The organism is Vibrio sp. FF145 (genome assembly GCF_041439075.1).
In the GTDB taxonomy this organism is placed as follows: Bacteria; Pseudomonadota; Gammaproteobacteria; order Enterobacterales; family Vibrionaceae; genus Vibrio; species Vibrio tasmaniensis_A.
Genome location: NZ_JBGONH010000006.1, coordinates 108,607 through 126,742 on the forward strand (window position 1 = coordinate 108,607; position 18,136 = coordinate 126,742).

Annotated in this window: 20 protein-coding genes and 1 pseudogene; 17 read left to right on the forward strand and 4 right to left on the reverse strand. The window is 42.3% G+C overall.

All coding sequences use genetic code 11. The features are described from left to right. Positions 1-257 precede the first annotated feature (257 nt). Together rph and pyrE are read left to right on the forward strand one after the other, a co-directional pair. On the forward strand, positions 258-974 hold the full coding sequence (gene rph, locus ACED42_RS04225; RefSeq protein ID WP_019826449.1) for a ribonuclease PH: 717 nt from the start codon (positions 258-260) through the stop codon (positions 972-974). Positions 975-1,079: 105 nt separating this feature from the next. After that, positions 1,080-1,721: an orotate phosphoribosyltransferase gene (pyrE, locus tag ACED42_RS04230; RefSeq protein ID WP_004735727.1), complete on the forward strand. Its 642-nt coding sequence runs from the start codon at positions 1,080-1,082 to the stop codon at positions 1,719-1,721. A 127-nt stretch (positions 1,722-1,848) separates the two neighbouring features. Here the strand turns inward: pyrE and lpxL are convergent, their stop codons facing one another. From lpxL to coaBC, 3 genes are all read right to left on the reverse strand, one after another. Further along, the gene (gene lpxL / locus ACED42_RS04235) at positions 1,849-2,799 is read right to left on the reverse strand and encodes an LpxL/LpxP family Kdo(2)-lipid IV(A) lauroyl/palmitoleoyl acyltransferase (RefSeq protein ID WP_371701528.1); all 951 of its coding nucleotides are present in this window, start codon (positions 2,797-2,799) and stop codon (positions 1,849-1,851) included. A gap of 22 nt (positions 2,800-2,821) precedes the next feature. Next, positions 2,822-3,412: a nucleoid occlusion factor SlmA gene (gene slmA / locus ACED42_RS04240; protein WP_017100198.1), complete on the reverse strand. Its 591-nt coding sequence runs from the start codon at positions 3,410-3,412 to the stop codon at positions 2,822-2,824. A gap of 138 nt (positions 3,413-3,550) precedes the next feature. Further along, a complete protein-coding gene (gene coaBC, locus ACED42_RS04245; RefSeq protein WP_371701530.1) occupies positions 3,551-4,792 on the reverse strand; it encodes a bifunctional phosphopantothenoylcysteine decarboxylase/phosphopantothenate--cysteine ligase CoaBC in 1,242 nt (413 codons plus the stop codon). A gap of 223 nt (positions 4,793-5,015) precedes the next feature. On the opposite strand from coaBC, the gene radC reads away from it, so the two are divergent. The 11 genes from radC (at position 5,016) to ACED42_RS04300 (ending at position 14,322) form a co-directional block, all read left to right on the forward strand. Next, a complete protein-coding gene (gene radC, locus ACED42_RS04250) occupies positions 5,016-5,690 on the forward strand; it encodes a DNA repair protein RadC (protein ID WP_012603038.1) in 675 nt (224 codons plus the stop codon). Between the two features lie 292 nt (positions 5,691-5,982). Continuing rightward, on the forward strand, positions 5,983-6,219 hold the full coding sequence (rpmB, locus tag ACED42_RS04255; RefSeq protein ID WP_004728407.1) for a 50S ribosomal protein L28: 237 nt from the start codon (positions 5,983-5,985) through the stop codon (positions 6,217-6,219). 13 nt (positions 6,220-6,232) lie between these two features. Next, positions 6,233-6,400, forward strand: a complete 168-nt coding sequence (gene rpmG / locus ACED42_RS04260; RefSeq protein WP_002535344.1) for a 50S ribosomal protein L33 — start codon at positions 6,233-6,235, stop codon at positions 6,398-6,400. Between the two features lie 291 nt (positions 6,401-6,691). Next, on the forward strand, positions 6,692-7,240 hold the full coding sequence (locus ACED42_RS04265; RefSeq protein ID WP_371701532.1) for a hypothetical protein: 549 nt from the start codon (positions 6,692-6,694) through the stop codon (positions 7,238-7,240). Positions 7,241-7,242: 2 nt separating this feature from the next. After that, positions 7,243-8,052, forward strand: a complete 810-nt coding sequence (gene mutM, locus ACED42_RS04270; RefSeq protein ID WP_371701534.1) for a bifunctional DNA-formamidopyrimidine glycosylase/DNA-(apurinic or apyrimidinic site) lyase — start codon at positions 7,243-7,245, stop codon at positions 8,050-8,052. Positions 8,053-8,153: 101 nt separating this feature from the next. Next, positions 8,154-9,356, forward strand: coding sequence for an O-antigen ligase family protein (locus ACED42_RS04275; RefSeq protein ID WP_371701537.1), 1,203 nt, complete (start codon positions 8,154-8,156; stop codon positions 9,354-9,356). Next, the gene (locus ACED42_RS04280; RefSeq protein ID WP_371695132.1) at positions 9,353-10,303 is read left to right on the forward strand and encodes a glycosyl transferase family 90; all 951 of its coding nucleotides are present in this window, start codon (positions 9,353-9,355) and stop codon (positions 10,301-10,303) included. Before ACED42_RS04275 ends, ACED42_RS04280 begins: the two co-directional genes overlap by 4 nt. After that, positions 10,300-11,355 carry a lipopolysaccharide heptosyltransferase II gene (gene waaF / locus ACED42_RS04285; protein WP_371701539.1) on the forward strand — a complete coding sequence of 352 codons (1,056 nt, stop codon included), beginning with the start codon at positions 10,300-10,302 and terminating at the stop codon, positions 11,353-11,355. Before ACED42_RS04280 ends, waaF begins: the two co-directional genes overlap by 4 nt. Before the next feature lie 13 nt (positions 11,356-11,368). After that, positions 11,369-12,661, forward strand: a complete 1,293-nt coding sequence (waaA, locus tag ACED42_RS04290) for a lipid IV(A) 3-deoxy-D-manno-octulosonic acid transferase (protein WP_371701541.1) — start codon at positions 11,369-11,371, stop codon at positions 12,659-12,661. Positions 12,662-12,684: 23 nt separating this feature from the next. Then, positions 12,685-13,425, forward strand: coding sequence for a glycosyltransferase family 25 protein (locus ACED42_RS04295; protein ID WP_371701543.1), 741 nt, complete (start codon positions 12,685-12,687; stop codon positions 13,423-13,425). A gap of 3 nt (positions 13,426-13,428) precedes the next feature. After that, entirely contained in the window at positions 13,429-14,322 is an 894-nt protein-coding gene (locus ACED42_RS04300) for a hypothetical protein (RefSeq protein ID WP_371701545.1), read from the forward strand. A 1-nt stretch (position 14,323) separates the two neighbouring features. Here ACED42_RS04300 and ACED42_RS04305 read toward each other — a convergent pair whose 3' ends face one another. After that, complete coding sequence (locus tag ACED42_RS04305; protein WP_371701546.1) at positions 14,324-15,046, reverse strand: 3-deoxy-D-manno-octulosonic acid kinase; 723 nt, start codon at positions 15,044-15,046, stop codon at positions 14,324-14,326. A gap of 71 nt (positions 15,047-15,117) precedes the next feature. Between ACED42_RS04305 and ACED42_RS04310 the strand changes: the two genes are divergently transcribed. The 4 genes and pseudogenes from ACED42_RS04310 to ACED42_RS04325 all read left to right on the forward strand — a co-directional run. Continuing rightward, positions 15,118-16,218, forward strand: coding sequence for a glycosyltransferase family 9 protein (locus ACED42_RS04310; RefSeq protein WP_371701548.1), 1,101 nt, complete (start codon positions 15,118-15,120; stop codon positions 16,216-16,218). Continuing rightward, the gene (locus ACED42_RS04315; RefSeq protein ID WP_371701550.1) at positions 16,211-17,275 is read left to right on the forward strand and encodes a glycosyltransferase family 9 protein; all 1,065 of its coding nucleotides are present in this window, start codon (positions 16,211-16,213) and stop codon (positions 17,273-17,275) included. Before ACED42_RS04310 ends, ACED42_RS04315 begins: the two co-directional genes overlap by 8 nt. A 9-nt stretch (positions 17,276-17,284) precedes the next feature. Next, on the forward strand, positions 17,285-17,773 hold the full coding sequence (coaD, locus tag ACED42_RS04320; protein ID WP_017097381.1) for a pantetheine-phosphate adenylyltransferase: 489 nt from the start codon (positions 17,285-17,287) through the stop codon (positions 17,771-17,773). An 18-nt stretch (positions 17,774-17,791) separates the two neighbouring features. Further along, positions 17,792-18,136 (forward strand): annotated as a pseudogene (locus ACED42_RS04325) (glycosyltransferase family 4 protein); the annotation flags it as partial.

Below are 18,136 nucleotides of genomic sequence, written 5' to 3' on the forward strand. Positions count from 1 at the left end.
TGAAAATAACGCGCACGCATAGTATCACGATATGGTGTGCTCCCGAAGCTTGTCGATTTTCCGTTATAAATAGCCTTCACGGTAAGTATCTTTGAGTCGTAAGTCGCCTTAAGTAGTAGGCCACTTTGAATGGTAAATAGATTTGAAAGATAAACTGCTATATAATCTTGCCCCAATCAAAACTGTCTCACCCCTTTCTTAGGTGATGCACTCTTTCGATAGTAAATCACTTCAGACTGTTAATAAGGTAGATACCAATGCGTCCAAATGACCGCGCTGTAGATCAAATTCGTCCAATTAAAATTACTCGTAACTACACTGCTTATGCTGAAGGTTCTGTATTAGTTGAGTTCGGCAACACTAAAGTTCTATGTAATGCGACGGTAGAAGAAAACGTACCGCGTTGGTTGAAAGGCCAAGGAAAGGGTTGGGTAACGGCTGAATACGGCATGCTTCCACGTGCGACGCACACTCGTAACCGTCGTGAAGCGGCGAGCGGTAAGCAAGGTGGTCGTACGATGGAAATCCAACGTCTGATCGCGCGTAGCCTACGTGCTGTTGTTGATTTAAAAGTAATGGGTGAAATCATGATCACTGTCGATTGTGATGTTATCCAAGCTGACGGCGGTACTCGTACTGCTTCTATTTCAGGTGCAAGCGTTGCAATGGCTGATGCTATCAACAGCTTACTAGCAAGCGGTAAATTGAAAAAGAACCCAATGAAAGGCCACGTAGCGGCAGTTTCAGTGGGCATCGTTGGTGCACAAGCACTGTGTGACCTTGAGTACGTTGAAGACTCAGCAGCCGATACCGATATGAACGTTGTAATGACGGAAGACGGTAAGATGATTGAGATTCAAGGCACCGCAGAAGGCGAACCGTTCAGCCACGAAGAGCTGATGCAGCTTTTAGCCCTGGCGAATAAGGGCATTGCCGATATTGTTGAAGCGCAGAAGTCGGCGTTAGCAGAATAGTTTTTAGATAGCTCCTTTCACAGGAGCTATTTTTTTGTCTGTAAAACCCGAAAGGGTAGTGCAGAGCGTAAGTTAAGTTTTATTGAATAAACGTAGAGGAAGAACATGAAAGCATATCAACGTGAATTTATTGAATTTGCACTAGAGAAAGAAGTACTTAAGTTTGGTGAGTTTACTTTAAAGTCTGGCCGTAAGAGCCCTTACTTCTTCAATGCTGGATTGTTTAATACAGGTCGTGACCTAGCACGCTTAGGTCGCTTCTACGCAGCAGCATTGGCTGATTCAGGTATTGAGTTCGATGTACTATTTGGCCCTGCATACAAAGGTATCCCAATCGCAACAACAACAGCGGTTGCACTTGCTGATCACCACGATGTGGACACGCCTTACTGCTTCAACCGTAAAGAAGCAAAGAACCACGGTGAAGGTGGCAACCTAGTCGGTAGCGAACTTGAAGGTCGCATCATGTTAGTGGATGACGTGATCACTGCAGGTACTGCGATTCGTGAGTCGATGGAAATCATCCAAGCAAACGGCGCTGACTTAGCGGGTGTGCTTGTTGCTATCGACCGTCAAGAGAAGGGCAAAGGCGAGTTGTCTGCGATTCAGGAAGTAGAGCGTGACTTCGGTTGTGCAATTATCTCAATCGTTAGCCTGACTGACTTAGTGACTTTTCTTGAAGAGAAAGGCACAGACGCAGCACATCTTGAGTCAGTAAAAGCGTACCGAGCTCAATACGGAATCTAATTCGTAAACTGAAGAAGTTGAACCTAATGGTTTAGTGCCTTAGGTTTAGAGCTTAAAAAAGAAAAAGGCCCGAGAGATAACTCTTTCGGGCCTTTTACTTTTCTATTGAGATGAGCTGCTTTCTTATCTATTTATAACGAATACCGCGCTCCATTTCTGGGTCTTCCATGGTTTTGAAGCGTTTGTGTAGCCACATCCATTGCTCTGGGGCTCTTAAGATAATCTTCTCAAGATAGCGGTTCATATACGCTGCTGCCGCTTTTTCATCTTTCTGCGGATAGTTATCTTCGATTGATTCGTCGGCCATGATTTCATATTTTCCGTCGGCATTTCTAAAGCCAGACCCAATAACGATCGCGCATCGGCTGGTGTAAGCCAAAATGCTGGTTCCTGTGGTGGTACTTGCATCCTCTACTGCAAAGAAAGGCACGAATACAGATTTATTGCGACCGTAGTCATGATCAGGGAGATAGAATAGGCGATCTCCGTTACGCAGAACGCGTATCATCTTTTTCACATCTTTACGATCAATAGTCAGATTACCATTGTGGGTTCGGCCCCAAAACTGAATAAGGTTATATACAGCGTTGTTGTGTGGGCGATACACGCCATATCCATGCTGCCCGAGTACGGCAAAAGCGCGAGCGGTAATTTCAAGGTTGAGAGCGTGCACACAACAAAGTAGAACGCCTTTACCGTTTTTGCTATGCGATCTCATTACTGCAGTATCTTTATCAACCAGCAACATTTTAAATCGCCACGTAGGCCAAAACCAAGTAATGCCGGTTTCAATCAACGCTAATCCAGTATTTTTGAAGTTTTCTTTAACTAATTGATTTATTTCTTCTATGGGCTTTTCAGGAAAGGCTAGCTCCATATTACGAGTTGCAATATCAACCCGCTTTTTACCAAAACGCACGCCTAGTAAGCCAAGTCGCTGCCCTAAGGAGAGCAACACACGGTAAGGTAGCAGGTTAACAATTAGAGCCAACAACCCAAAGCCTAGCCATACGGGCCAGTATTTAGGGTGAAGCAGTAAGAGTGAAAATTCAGGCTTATCATATGTGGTTTTGTTCATATATTTGGCTTAATGCTGATTACTATTCGATTTGTGCACTCAGAAGTGCCCAATACTCTTCAAAGTTCGCTGTCGGTTGATATTTGAAGTCCGAGCGAACAAATCGATTTAAACTTCCTTCAACCTGACCTAACAATTGAGCCGCTAAGATTTTTTCATCAACCGGGAATGACTTCCCTTCGCGAAGCTTTCTTTCTCGTAGAATTTGACGAAGTTGCGTCTCAATACGTTCGAAAAGCTGATTGATGCGATCGCGTAGGCGTTCATTTTCAAACATTAGAGCATGACCAGATAAAATTCGAGTCAGGCCTGGGTTACGTTCTGAGAAAACCAAGATAAGTTGTAGCACTAGGCGTATGCGCTCTAGTGTGTCTTTCTCTTCATCTAGAATACGGTTGATTCGAGACATCAACGCTTCTTCAATGAACTCGATCAAGCCTTCAAACATGCGAGCTTTGCTTGGGAAGTGGCGGTATAACGCAGCTTCAGAAACACCAACTTGCTTGGCCAACTTTACCGTTGTGATACGAGAAGCACCTTCGGTCGATTCCAACATTTGTGCTAGAGCTTGCAGGATTTCTTCACGACGGTTTGATTTTCGAGTACCGGCCATCTATTTACTTCCTTTCCTAAAGATGAGGATTGAGTGAAGAAGGATTATAAACACCATTCAATTCTGTTCCTAGTTTTGTAAGACCTAGGTCAACAGAATCGAGAGGTGTCAGCGTATTGTCAGGGTAAAATTGTGCGTTTATACGTCAATAAGCTGTTGGATCTGATTAAGGATCTGGAAACCAAGAGAGTCTTTGCTGTCTAGAGGTAGAGATTTATCGCCACCTTTCCAATAAAGGTGCAACTCATTACTACTACTATTAAAGCCTTGGCCTTCGACAGAGACATCGTTAGCGCAAATCATATCGAGGTTCTTTCTTTCCAATTTTCCGCGCGCATACTTCTCGACATCTTGAGTTTCTGCTGCGAAGCCGACAGTAAATGGACGATCTTCGATCATTGAGGCAACGGAAGCCACAATGTCTGGGTTCTTAACCATTTGAATGGTCATGTCATCTTTACCATCGACTTTTTTAAGCTTCTGGTCTGCAATGGTCTCTGGGCGGTAATCAGCAACCGCAGCGCAGCTGATGAAAATATCATGCTGAGCAGCATTGGCATTCACGGCATCAAACATCTGTTGTGCGCTGTCTACATCAATGCGATTAACCTGATTTGGTGTCGCGAGTGATACAGGGCCACTAATTAGAGTTACCGTAGCACCTTGTTTCGCGGCCGCTTCAGCCAGTGCATAGCCCATCTTGCCCGAGCTATGATTGGTAATGTAACGAACTGGGTCGATCGCTTCGCGAGTTGGACCCGCAGTAATTAACACCGAACGGCCAGTCAGAGGTTTAGGTTGGAAGAAGTCTTCACAACGATGGACCAGTTGCATTGGCTCTAACATACGCCCCATACCAACATCGCCACAGGCCTGTTCACCAGCTGCCGGACCCCAGATTTCACATCCACGACGTTTTAGCGTTGCGATGTTCTCTTGAGTTGCAGGGTGGCTGTACATTTGTTGGTTCATTGCTGGGGATACCGCAACTGGCGCATCGGTTGCTAAAACCAAAGTGGTCAGTAGGTCGTTACCCATGCCTGCGGTCATACGCGCAATAAGGTCTGCGGTTGCGGGTGCTAATAAGACTAGGTCAGCCCATTTCGCCAGTTCGATGTGCCCCATGGAAGCTTCAGCAGCAGGATCAAGCAAACTATCAGACACTGGCCTTCCAGAGACAGCTTGCATGGTGAGAGGAGTAATGAACTCCTTAGCCGCATTAGTCATGACGACTTGTACCTGCGCACCACGTTCGATTAAGCGTCGAGTCAGTTCGGCACATTTATAAGCTGCGATACCACCACTAATGCCAAGTAGGATTTTTTTTCCAGCTAGGCCTTGTTGGTCAGCGTTATCCAGTTGATTAACCAATGTTTGCATGATTCTGTTCCTTAATTTCTCTGAGACTAACGATATCAGAACAAAGGATTAGTGCCTAGAAGCAGAATTGGAACAGGTTTGACACTCATCAAGTTGATGTTATCAAACTTATCAATTACACGGTTTTGCTAGGCATTAGTCTTCTTTATAACGCTGTGGAAGCTCTCCGTAGACAAACGGATTAGGCTGATGGATCGTATTCATCACCCTAGATAGCCTTTATATGCCTATAAGTAAAATGCCTGTTGAGTCGATGCCAAGAGAAAAGTTACTGAGTAGAGGCCCCGACTCCTTAAGTGATGCGGAGTTGTTAGCTATATTTCTTCGAACGGGCACACAAGGAATGAATGTTTTAGAGCTATCAGACAAGTTGATCAAAGATTTTGGTTCGCTTCGCCATCTTTTTTCTGCAACGGAGGCTGAGTTTTGTGCCCATAAAGGGATGGGGCAGGCGAAATATGTCCAGTTGCAGGCTGTTTTGGAGATGACGCAACGTTATTTGGCCGAGACTTTATCTCGAGGGGATGCACTAACTAGCCCAAGTCACACCAAGTTGTATCTTTCGAGTATATTGCGTGATCGCCAGCGAGAAGCCTTCTACATATTGTTCCTAGATAACCAAAACAGAGTCATAAAGGATGAAGTGATGTTTGAAGGAACCATCGATGCAGCATCTGTTTACCCGAGAGAAGTGGTTAAACGGGCACTTCATCATAATGCTGCCGCTTTAATCCTAGCGCACAACCATCCTTCCGGTGTCGCAGAGCCAAGCCAAGCAGATAGGCGAATTACACGCAGATTAACCGACGCATTGGCACTAGTGGACATCCGAATTCTCGACCATTTTGTCGTTGGAGATGGCGAAGTTATCTCTTTTGCAGAGCGCGGATGGATTTGAATCACATTTTAGGTTGTTAGTTGCGTTAAATCTGCTATCATTCCGCCCACATTTTAGAACCTTAAATCAGCTCTGATTACTCAAATAGCTGCCCTGTTCAAAAAAAGATCACGAAATCCTTAAAAAGGATCTGTTCGGGTCTTGAGCAATGCATGTCAAGTTAGTATAATACGCGACCTTTGATAGCCTTGAATGGATTTTCCATTATGGTTTTTACCTCTATTTTCAGAATTGATAGAGAGGTTCGGCCACCAAGGTTGATATCGAGCTGAAACGATTTGGAGAGACATTCATGTCCCGAGTATGTCAAGTAACTGGTAAGCGTCCAGTAACGGGTAACAACCGTTCACACGCACGCAATGCTACCAAGCGTCGTTTTCTGCCGAACCTACAAACTCACCGTTTCTGGGTAGAGAGCGAAAAACGTTTTGTTAAACTACGTCTAACTGCTAAAGGCATGCGTATTATTGATAAGAAAGGCATCGATGCTGTTCTTGTTGATATCCGTGCACGTGGCGAAAACGTTTAAGAGGAATTAAGCAATGGCTAAAGGCATTCGTGAGAAAATCCGTCTAGTATCTTCTGCTGGAACTGGTCACTTCTACACAACTGACAAGAACAAGCGTAACATGCCAGGCAAATTTGAGATCAAAAAGTTTGATCCAGTAGTTCGCCAGCACGTTATGTACAAAGAAGCTAAAATCAAGTAATTGATAGCCCCTTTGTCTCTTCTTTTATAGAAGAATAAATTAAAAACCCAGCTTATAGCTGGGTTTTTTTATGCCCAAAATTTGAGAAGCCCCAGTGTTTTTGATAAGGGTAAGCATTATTGGCTCAATTTGGCACCTACCGTACAGACGTTACACTTGCCGATGAGCTTATGTGATAGAAAATTACTCAGGATAGAATGTGTCGCCATTTTCACGATATACTGAACACTCAATAGGTTAGATGAGCAGAATCAGATGAGATATCGTGGACGTCGATGGAACAACATACTCATGTTAAGCGTGATCGCTTTTATTGGGGTGCTAAACCTTCCAACATTGATCAAAACGTACCTTATCGAACCTGAGCCTGAACTTCAGGCAAATAACCCTTATCCTTATCTTTTAAACCCAGCAGCAGAGCTTCAAGCCTTACATTTTGCTAAATGGTCGGTAGTACAAGAAGACGGCCGTTGGGTTTATCAAATGAAAGAGTCTGCCTCAGAGCAAAGTGTGAGTGCCCAAGAGCTATCGCAACGCTGGCAACAGCTAGTAGGCACGGAAGTAGATTCACAAACCTATACCGACCTTACTCCCCAGCTTAATACGCCGCACACCATTGAAGTGTGGTATCAAGACCAGGAAGAGCCACAGCGTATTACCTATTATCAACTTGCTGAGTTTTGGTTGCTAAAAAACTGGAATGATCAGTGGCTGGCGGTGTCTATTGAAGAGAGTTACTTGTTTCCAAGCTTTGGCTCAGACCAGTCCTTTAAATCATACCAGTCATTTAAATCAGACAAGCTATCTATATCAGACGAACCATCTCTATCGGACGATTAACTATGCCTGAATTACCCGAAGTTGAAGTAAGCCGCATGGGGATCTCGCCTCATTTAGTTGGCGAGACGATTAAAACGCTTACCTTTCGTACCCCCAAGCTGCGCTGGGATATTCCTCAAGAACTTAAGCGGTTGGAAGGGCAGGTGATTCGCTCTATCTCACGTCGAGCTAAGTACCTATTGATAGAAACTGATACCGGAACAGCCATTGTTCACCTTGGGATGTCTGGCTCACTGCGCGTGTTGGATGCCGATTTCCCGCCAGCAAAACATGATCACGTGGATCTCAAGCTCACCAATGGCAAGATATTGCGTTACAACGATCCGCGTCGCTTTGGTGCGTGGTTATGGTCGGCGCCTGATGAGATACATACTGTGTTACTCGGTTCTGGCCCTGAACCACTAACCGATGACTTCAACGCTGACTATATTGCTGAAAAAGCCGCCAAGCGTAAGGTTGCCGTCAAACAGTTCATTATGGACAACAAAGTAGTGGTCGGTGTGGGTAATATCTACGCCAATGAAGCTCTGTTTTCTTCACGTATTAATCCTTTGCGCTCTGCAAGTAAGGTTACAAAACAAGAGTGGCTCTTGTTAACCAAAGAGATCAAGCAAGTACTCACGACGGCTATCAGACAGGGTGGAACAACGCTAAAAGACTTTGCCCAAGCGGATGGAAAACCGGGATATTTTGCTCAAGAGCTACAGGTTTATGGTAAGGCTGGTGAACAGTGTCCTAACTGTGAAGAGCTGATTCAGGAACTTAAAATCGGGCAAAGAAACACGTTTTATTGCTCTAGCTGTCAGGTATAGATGTGTAGCTCTCAATACAGAAGTTGATATCACTTGAAGCTGTGTCTAGGGCACTTTATCTGATAAAATTACTGATACTCTTTTAATTTATAGTTTGAATTATGTCGTCTTCATTTCTAAAAGCAGAGTCTATATCTAGAGCTTTGTTGATAGTTCCTTACCTATGGTTAGCCATTGGCATTATTTGGATGCCTCAGGGCAACAAACCTTTGGTTGCTCTGGTTTTGATTGCCGCTATTATTCATATGTTTAGTTATGGCTTGTTTCAGATTAAGTCCAATTTTAAGAATAATGTTTGGCTATGGGGCATTCTATTTGCTGGGATGTTTACCGCAATAAGTTATGTTACTTATGGTGCTAGTTCTCAAGAATTAAGAGGCTTACTTGTTACTACTGTATTATTGTGCTTACTCCCTCAAAAGCCACTTCTCAATGTAAAGCTAGCTCAATATCTACTTTTTGGTGCTGCTTTGGCCTGCTTTACTTTGTCATGTTGGTACTTTTTTATTGATCCGACGAATAGAATGTTTTGGCCAACGAACCCTATTCCACTAGCAACACACCAAGGGTTAGTCTCTATGCTTTCAATAGGGGCACTATTGACAAGGTTTAAAAATAAAATTACCTGGCTATTAATTTTAAGTGCGATTATCTCTGGGTTTTCTTTGCTCTTGACACAATCGAGAGGTGCTATTTTAGGGATTGTGATTCTATACATCTTAATTGGCTTAACCTTACTGTACAAAAATAGAATTAATATAAAAGTTATAGTCTTATCGTTAATTTTGTGTTTTGGTGCCGTTTTCTTCTCTAAAGAGGCTCTTGTCGATCGTTACGACCAGACATGGGGGGAAGTTAGCCGAATTGAACGAGGTGATCTCGATTCATCTATAGGTTTGAGATTACAGATGTATCAAGCTGGCTTGGAGCTCTTTGCAAGTAGTCCTATGTTAGGTCATGGAGAGTTTACTCGTGAGTATGCAGAAGAAAACCTAACGGGTTATACCCCTACTGGATATTATTTTATCTCACAAGCACATTTACATAATAATTATATTGATAAATTAGCGCGCTCTGGAATTCTTGGCTTAAGTATCTTTTTGTTCTTTATTTTCTATCCAGTCTATTTAGGGCTGAGAAAATATCCCGATTTATTTTGGTTGTTTAGTTTACCTTCTATCCACTACGCTGTAGCCAGTATAACCGATTCACCTTTTAGAAATGGTGATACCCTCGTTGTATATATGATTGTCACCGGAACATTAGTACATTACGCAAAAATAAAATATAAAGAGAAACTATGAAGATATTTTATTATCTAAAACATGCCTTGCTCTCTATCGCACCTCGTTTGTATTTTTCAAAACAGTTTGAAAAGCTGGAAAAGTCATATTCCGATCAAGCTGACTATATAAAAAGCAGAGTAAATTATTACGTAAAAGGGCTCGGCGACTTTGATAAGGCTAGTTTAAGCTGCGAGATTAGTAATTATTCTCGAAAAGGTTATACATCTTATTTCTTTGATCTTAAAGAGTTTCTTCATTATTTTCCAAAGTACTTTCGTTTCAGTTACTACTTTGGTGATGAAACGCATATAGAGCCAGTTCCAACTTTATTTAAAGCTCGTCCGATTGATGGGAACAATAGTAACTCTGTACTATTTAAATTAGATAAGCGTCGTCATTTCCGATTCGTGGATGATAGCTTAAGTTTTTCTGATAAAAAAAATATGGCCGTGTTTCGTGGTGCTGTGACTCAACCACATAGAATTCGTTTTATGGAAACTCTGTATGGTCATCCACTGATGAATGCAGGTCAATCGAATACTTCAGAGCAACACCCAGAGTGGCAACAGCCATTTATGACAGTAGAAGAGCAGCTTCAATACAAATTCATTATTTGTCTTGAAGGGAACGATGTTGCATCAAACTTGAAATGGGCAATGTCTTCAAACTCACTTGTCGTTACTCCAAAAATGAAATTTGAAACGTGGTTTATGGAAGGCACTCTGCAGCCAGGCATACATTATGTAGAGGTGAAGGATGACTGGTCGGATTTTGAGCAAAAAATTAAATACTATTTAGACAACCCTAAAGAGTCTGAACAGATGATCAAAAATGCGCATGAATACCTTGCTCCTTTCCAAGATGAACAACTAGAAAAATTGGTTTGCATTAAAACACTTCAAGAATATTTTAGACTATCTGGTCAAGCTACTCACGAACACGCTATTAACGAGCAAGACAAATGAAAATTCTGATTATTGGCCCATCATGGGTTGGAGACATGGTAATGTCTCAAGGCTTATATATTGAGTTGCAGACGCAGTACCCTGACGCAAAAATTGATGTTTTAGCGCCAGCATGGTGTAAGCCTATTTTGGAAAGAATGCCACAAGTCAATCAAGCTCTTGAAATGCCACTAGGGCATGGGCAATTTGATCTGAAATCTCGTTATAAGATCGGCAAATCGTTGAGGGAAGTACAGTACGATAAAGCGTACGTATTACCTAACTCCGCGAAATCAGCTTTAATTCCCCTGTTTGCACGCGTTCCTGAACGAGTTGGCTGGAAAGGTGAAATGCGTTTTGGTTTGCTTAATGACGTTAGAACCAATAAAAAAGCGTTTCAATACATGTTAGAGCGATATGTAGCGTTAGCGCACCCTAAAGCTGAAATGACGGGTAGTGGTTGTTTAGGTGAATTGTCATCATTACCTTTTCCAAGCCTACAAGTTGTTGACTCCAGCCAACAAGAGGCTATGGAGCAATTTGGTTTAAACAATCAAAGGCCTGTCCTTGGTTTATGTCCTGGTGCTGAGTTTGGCCCTGCGAAACGTTGGCCTGATAATCACTTTGCAACAGCAGCGACAGCGATGATAAAACAAGGTTACCAAGTGTGGTTGTTTGGCTCGGCTAAAGATCGTGAAGTAACCCAAAAGATAATCGAACAAGTCCCTGTTAATATGCAGCAGCATTGCTTCAATTTAGCTGGAGATACGAGCTTAATTCAGGCTGTAGACTTGATCGGGGCTTGTCGTACTGTCGTTAGCAATGATTCTGGGCTGATGCATGTGGCCGCTGCGGTGGGCTGTAATGTCGTGGCTGTTTACGGCTCTAGTTCACCTAAATATACGCCTCCGCTAACGAACAAACTGGCGATCATCAATACCGATATTGAGTGCCGACCTTGCTTTGAACGAACTTGTCCCAAGCAGCACCTAAAGTGCCTCACTGAGTTAATGCCGAGTAGAGTCATTAGTGCTATTGAACAGTTTGATGTTATTTCCCAAGGCAAAATATAAATAAGGTCGTTATATGAGCATCGTCGTTCGTTGGGCCTATACCGCGCTACTTTTCCTTGTTAGCCCTATTCTGCTTTGGGGCTTATATCGCTCCAAAGCAAACAAACCGCCTTTTGGTCATCGCTGGAAAGAGCATTTCGGATTTACACCGCCGATCAATAATAGACAATCGGGCGTGATCTGGGTTCATGCGGTTTCTGTAGGGGAAGTGCTGGCGAGTAAGAAGTTAGTTGAACAACTGGCGATACAAAACCCAGATAAAAGAATACTGATCACTACAACAACGAGTACAGGCGCTGAGCAGGTAGAAAAGATGAGCGGTTCGATTAGCCACCGTTATATGCCTATAGATTTTAGTTGGTGTGTTCAACGTTTTATCAACCGCATTCAGCCAGACAACATGCTCATTATTGAAACGGAATTATGGCCGAACACCATTAACACCGTTGCTAAAAATGATATTCCGATGATATTAGTCAATGGACGATTATCCGAAAAATCAGCCAGTAATTATCAAAAAATGAGTTCGTTAATTTATCCGACAATTTCTAAGTTAAGTTTAATATTGACGGTACACTCTGATGATAAATCTCGATTTGAGTTACTAGGTGCGCCGAGCGAAAAAGTCATTGTCACAGGGTCAATTAAGTACGATGTGTCGATTGATAATAATGTAATCGCACAAGGCGAGCATCTTAAAGATATTTTGGGGCAGGGTAGGCAGATTGTTGTCGCCGCGAGCACTCATGCTGGTGAAGATGAACAAATTTTTAGAGCTTACCAACAAGCCAAAATCCAACTGCCAGAGTTGCTGTTAGTGATAGTGCCTCGTCATCCTGAACGGTTTGATTCAGTTGCTGAATTGGCCAAAAACCGAGGCTTAGTTTTGGTTCGTCGAACCGAAGTTGTTGACGAGTTACCGCTCGATGTCGACGTTTACTTGGGGGATACGATGGGAGAGCTTATGGTTATGCTTTCTGCGAGCGATCTTGTTTTTATGGGAGGAAGCCTACTTGGAAAGAAAGTAGGAGGGCATAACTTCATCGAACCTGCGCTGCTTCAAAAATACTGCTTAACAGGGCCGAGCTATTTCAATTTTGCAGACCTGGCGAATCAATTGATCGACTCGAGCGCACTGTCTGTTGTAGCCGATGAGAATGAGCTTGCTTTACAAATGATCAGTGCATTATCCAAGCCTAAAGAGTTAATTGAAAAAGGGCGAATAGGCTATGGTATAGTTCAACAGAATCAAGGTGCGTTACAACAAACACTCCAATTGATACATCATTCAGCCACCAATAATTAGTCAACCAATATTGAGACATCACCATGATCAAAACTTTTGTTATTCATGTAAGCAAAGGCTACGAAGAACGTAGAAAACATATAGATAAGCACCTGCCAGAAGTGGGCATCACTGATTACGAATATATGTTAGCTGGTGATATCGATGATCTATCTGATGACGTTAGAAATGGTTTTTTTGACGATTCACTGAGGCTCCCTGAGAAGTCTTGCTTTTATAAGCACTACTTAGTGATGAAGAAAGTCGTAGAAGAACAAATTCCACAAGTATTAGTGTTAGAAGATGATGCTTTTTTAAATAGCGATTTTATTGAGCAACTAGAAGCTTTCCAAAGCGAGCTTGCTGGTGAAGAAAAGTATCTTGTAAATATTGAAGAGGCGTCGAGCTTAGTACCTGCATCAGTAAGAGTACCAAATCAACATCTGTACTTGTGTAAAACGAACAAGCTTACTGGTGGTTTGCTTTATGACCTTAGTTTTGCTCGCGCAATGGTAGAGCATATGGAAAACAATATAACCGACGCACCTATTGATGGTTATATTGGTAATGAACGAATGACATTAGAGTACAATATTTTTTGGACACACCCACCTTTGGTTCGTCAGGGTAGTAAAACCGGTGCATTTGATAGTGAGTTGAGTGGTAGAACCTCAGGGCTTTATGCGACGGTTAGAAGTTGGTTTAAAGAGGGATACCGAACTCATGTTCGAAGCCATGTCAGCAGCAAGCACAAAGCACTTTTTAAAAATATTACGAAGTACTAAATTATGAAATCAGAATTGGCTAGAAAACACTTAACATTTGTCATTTATGGCAATGATAGAACTTACTATCAAGGCGCAAGGTTTTGCATTTTGTCTTTTTTAGCCAATTGGGTTGAGGCAAATGGAACTAGGCCTGAAATTTCTGTTCTAGCGGAAGAACCTGAGCACTTCGCTAATATGCCAATTAAAGTGTTTCCGATATCGCCAGCTCAAAAGGCTGAATGGAGTCTAGACAATACTTATCACTTTAGAATCAAGAACCGCGGCTTAAAATATCTTTGTGATAATTTAGAGTTGAGTCCTGAAGATAAACTGCTTTTTCTAGATACAGATACGTACTTTAACGTGCCAACAAACGTTTACTTCGACTCTATATCGGATAAAAACGCGTTACTGTTTTGCTCAGAAGTGAACATCAATACTTTGCCAAGCACCAATGAGTATTCACATATCAGAGATAGAGATATAAAACTTATGGATGGCAGTGTCTACCGCACTAATCCAAACTCAGTTATGTGGGCATCGGCAGTCATTGGTATCACCGGAATAAACTCATCGGCTTTTGATTATGCTGATGTGTTGATTCAAGCGTTACGTCAAGAAGGGTGTGAGGCACACACTTTAGAGCAGTTTGCGCTATCTGAAGCGCTCTCTACACAGGTGAATATTGAACCAGCGAAAGCTTGGCTCAATCATTATTCAACGAGTGGGCGAAAAGACTGGGCGAGAACGGTGTTGGAACAGTTCTTTGAAGAACACGGAGATAAACCATTTGAAGAGCAAATACGCTTAGCTAAAGAAGTGTCCTTCAAGCGCCCTCTTGCTGAAGTGATTCGAGGGCATATCTATAAAAAGAAAAAGAAACTTCGTAAGTTATTTGGTTTGAAAGAAGAATAAATCATAGACTCTCAAGGGTACTCACTTTGTACCCTTGTTCAATTTGTGAAAAATCAAAGTGCTGAGCATCAATCCTTCCTAATCGAACTTCTTTTTCGAATGAGCGCTTAAGTCGCTTTAAATTACTCTCTTTCCAGCTATTACCTGTTTGCGTTAGGCATTTATCAAAATCGATAATCCAAACCTTGCCTGCTTTATCAACGAGAATGTTATGGATATTGAGATCGGTATGATTGACCCCGGCATCGTGCATTTTTCGAATTTGATGACCAATATCGTTGAAATGGGAATCGGATAGTTTTTTGTTTGATAGTATCTTTACTAAGTCTTCTGCGTCGGAAATCTTTTCAATTAAAATATCGGCTTTGTAAACGAGCCCTTCTTGCGAAACTTTCGCAGCAACGGGTGTCGGGACATTAACTTTATGTGTGGCTAGAAGCTCAAGTAACATTAGCTCTTGGTATGCTCGTGAGTTCTCTAATCCAGTAAATAAATAGCTGTCTCTAACTAGCTTTCCAAACAAGCCGCCGCGATGATAATGTCGAAGAGCGAAATTGCTTTTTTCTCCCTTAACAAACCATGTTGTTCCTCTACCTTGAGAGTGCCCCAGTATTGCTTGATTCGCCTTCCAATAATCCACAGAAAAAGCCAATTCAACGTCTTCGGTGAGTAATTTAGGATTATACCAGTACGTTGTTTTATGGATTTGCTTTGTTGTAAACATGAATCACTGTCTCGTATTGGGGAGTTTATGGCATACTTGGTAGAACAGTATATCAAACGCCGAACAGATTAATGAACGATTCATGTAGTTACCAAAAAATATTAGTTGTTGCCACTCATTGCATTGGTGATAGTTTGTTGATCTCTGCTTTTACCCATAGTCTGAGAAAAGCGTTTCCGACCGCAACAATAGATGTTTTAGTTAATGCTAGAGGGGAGATGGTTTTTGGTACCAATCCAGACGTTGACTCTTTAGTTGAAATTCCGCCAAGAGCATCCGTTAAGGACTATTACCGGATTTTAAAAACGCATGGTCGATATGATTTAGTCGTCAATGAAATGCTTAATGATAGAACCGCTATCTATAGTTTTATCTTTGGTAAGAAAAGACTTGGTGCAATTGATGAATCGCTTTCTGGCGCCTGGGTTAAAAAGTTAATTTATACTCATTACATTAAAGAACAGCATCGCTTTGAGCATAAAATGAGTCGCGTTGCTCGTATGCTGGATACCATAGATGTTAATTGTATTGCACGGCTTGTGTCTCCCGAAGAGTTATTACCTTCAGCAGTTCAAAAGAGATTGCCATCAAACTACATTGTTGTACATGCGCCATCCTCTAACGAAATTAAGCAGTGGCCAGTCTCGTATTGGGTTGAAGTCATCAATCGTTTGATCTCTGCAGGCTATAACATTGTCTTATCTGGCGCTAAATTAGAACGCGATGAGACCATTGTTGAACAAATCATGAGTCAAGTCCCTGAGTCGAACCAACTGGTCAGTGTTTTAGGGGAATTATCATTAGCTCAAACTTCGGTATTAATAAAACACAGTGATGGTTTTGTTGGACCTGATAGTGGCCCGGGTCACCTCGCATCAGGTTACTCTATCCCAATTGTATCTATTATTAGCGTGGCACCAGCAAGCATGTGGTCACCTTGGCCATATGAAGAGCCAATTGATGTAACGAACAATTTATACAGCAATGGTGTTAGCTCCCAAAGAGTCGCCAATATTAGACTTGTGCAATCTGAACGTAACTGCGTCCCTTGTTATAAAAACAGATGTCAGATTAGCGATGATGTCTATTCGCCATGCCTTCAAGATATCAAGCCAGATAACGTTGTTTCTGCTGTTCTAGAAATGATGCCATTGGAATCGATCAATGAATAACGCTCTTTCTGCTCCAAAATCTATTTGTATTCTGCGTTTATCTGCCATTGGTGACGTTTGTCATGCCCTTTCTGTGGTGCAACTTATTCAAGTTACCTATCCAGAATGTCAGATCACGTGGGTGATGGGAAAAATCGAAGCTCAATTACTTGGTGATATACCTGGAATTCAAGTTGTAGTGTTTGATAAAAAACGCGGCCTAAAAGGAATGAAAGAAGTATGGAGATCCCTGCGTCTAACTCGGTTTGATTATTTACTGCATATGCAAGTTGCACTAAGAGCCAGCCTGTTAACGATAGGGATAAAGGCAAAAGTAAAACTTGGCTTTAGTTGGACACGTGCCAAAGAGGGGCAGTGGCTCTTTACCAATCGCAAGCTGCCAAAAACGGACGCATCTCATGTGTTAGATAATTTCTCTGAATTTGCTTACTTTTTGGGGTGTTCCAAACAGGTGCCGACATGGGATCTTGCTTTGTCTGATGAAGATCAAAGACTATCGATGGAGCTTGCGCATGAGCCGTATATTGTTATTAGCCCTGCCGCGAGTAAAGATGAGAGAAACTGGTTAGTTGAGCGCTATGCCGCTGTCGCCGATCACGCTTATCAGTTAGGCTTTAAAGTGGTTTTTTGTGGTGCTCCAACGGATAGAGAGCGCAATTTAACCGACAATATCTCTCAGCACATGACATCACCTTGTATTAACTTAGTAGGCTCAACCTCGTTAAAGCAGCTTACCGCAGTGATTGGTAAATCCAGTATTGTGATCGCTCCTGATTCAGGGCCTGCACACATTGCGACGACTCAAGGTGTCCCCGTGATTGGTTTGTATGCGCACAGTAACCCAATGCGAACAGGGCCTTATCATAGTTTAGACAGTGTGGTTTCTGTCTATGAACAGATTGCTGAAGAGCAACACGGCAAAGCGGTTAGCGATCTTCCATGGGGAACCCGAGTAAAAGGAAAGGATCTTATGGCCCTTATTTCTACAGAATCGGTGATTGAGCAGCTAGAGCGTGTATTAGGCCGATTGAAAAACAAGAAAACATCCAGTGAATAAAGGAATGTCATGAAAATAGCAATATACCCAGGTACTTTTGATCCAGTGACTAACGGTCACTATGACTTAATTAAACGTGCCGCATGTATGTTTGAAAAGCTTGTCATTGGTGTCGCAGAGAGCCCAAGTAAAGCCACCTTATTTAGCTTAGATGAGCGTGTGGCCTTATTGCGAGAAACTTGCCATGAATTACCTAATGTTTCCGTTGAAGGTTTTAGCGGTTTGCTGGTTGATTTCGCGACCGAGCAAAATGCCTCAATTTTGGTGCGTGGCTTAAGAACGACAATGGACTTTGAGTATGAGTTTGGTTTGACGACAATGTATCGTCGGTTAAAACCAGAACTAGAGAGCCTGTTTTTGACACCTTCAGAAGAGTTTGCTTTTTTATCATCAACATTGGTTCGTGAAGTCGCTATTCATGGTGGAGACATAGAGCAATTTGTTCCAGAGTGTGTTCATCAAGCAGTTGTCGCTAAAGTAAAAGCTTTTAAAAATTAAGTGATTATGAATATTTTAATGTATACAAGAGCCACGTTACCTGTGGTGAATTACGGTGGAACGGAACGAGTCATTTGGGATTTAGTTTATGCTTTGCATCTTGCCGGGCACCGAGTGACGCTGCTCGCTGGCAAAGGCACAAAGTGTGATTGGGCGAGAGTCATAGAGTATCAACCGAATGTACCACTGCAAAGTCAGCTTCCAAATGATATTGATGTTGTGCATTTCCACTCTGATCTAGAGCCTATCTCTCATCCCTACATTTTAACGCAGCATGGTAATTCAGACGGCCCTATTGACCCTAATACCGTCTTTGTTTCATCTCAGCATGCAAAAAATCATGGTGCACAAGCTTATGTTTAC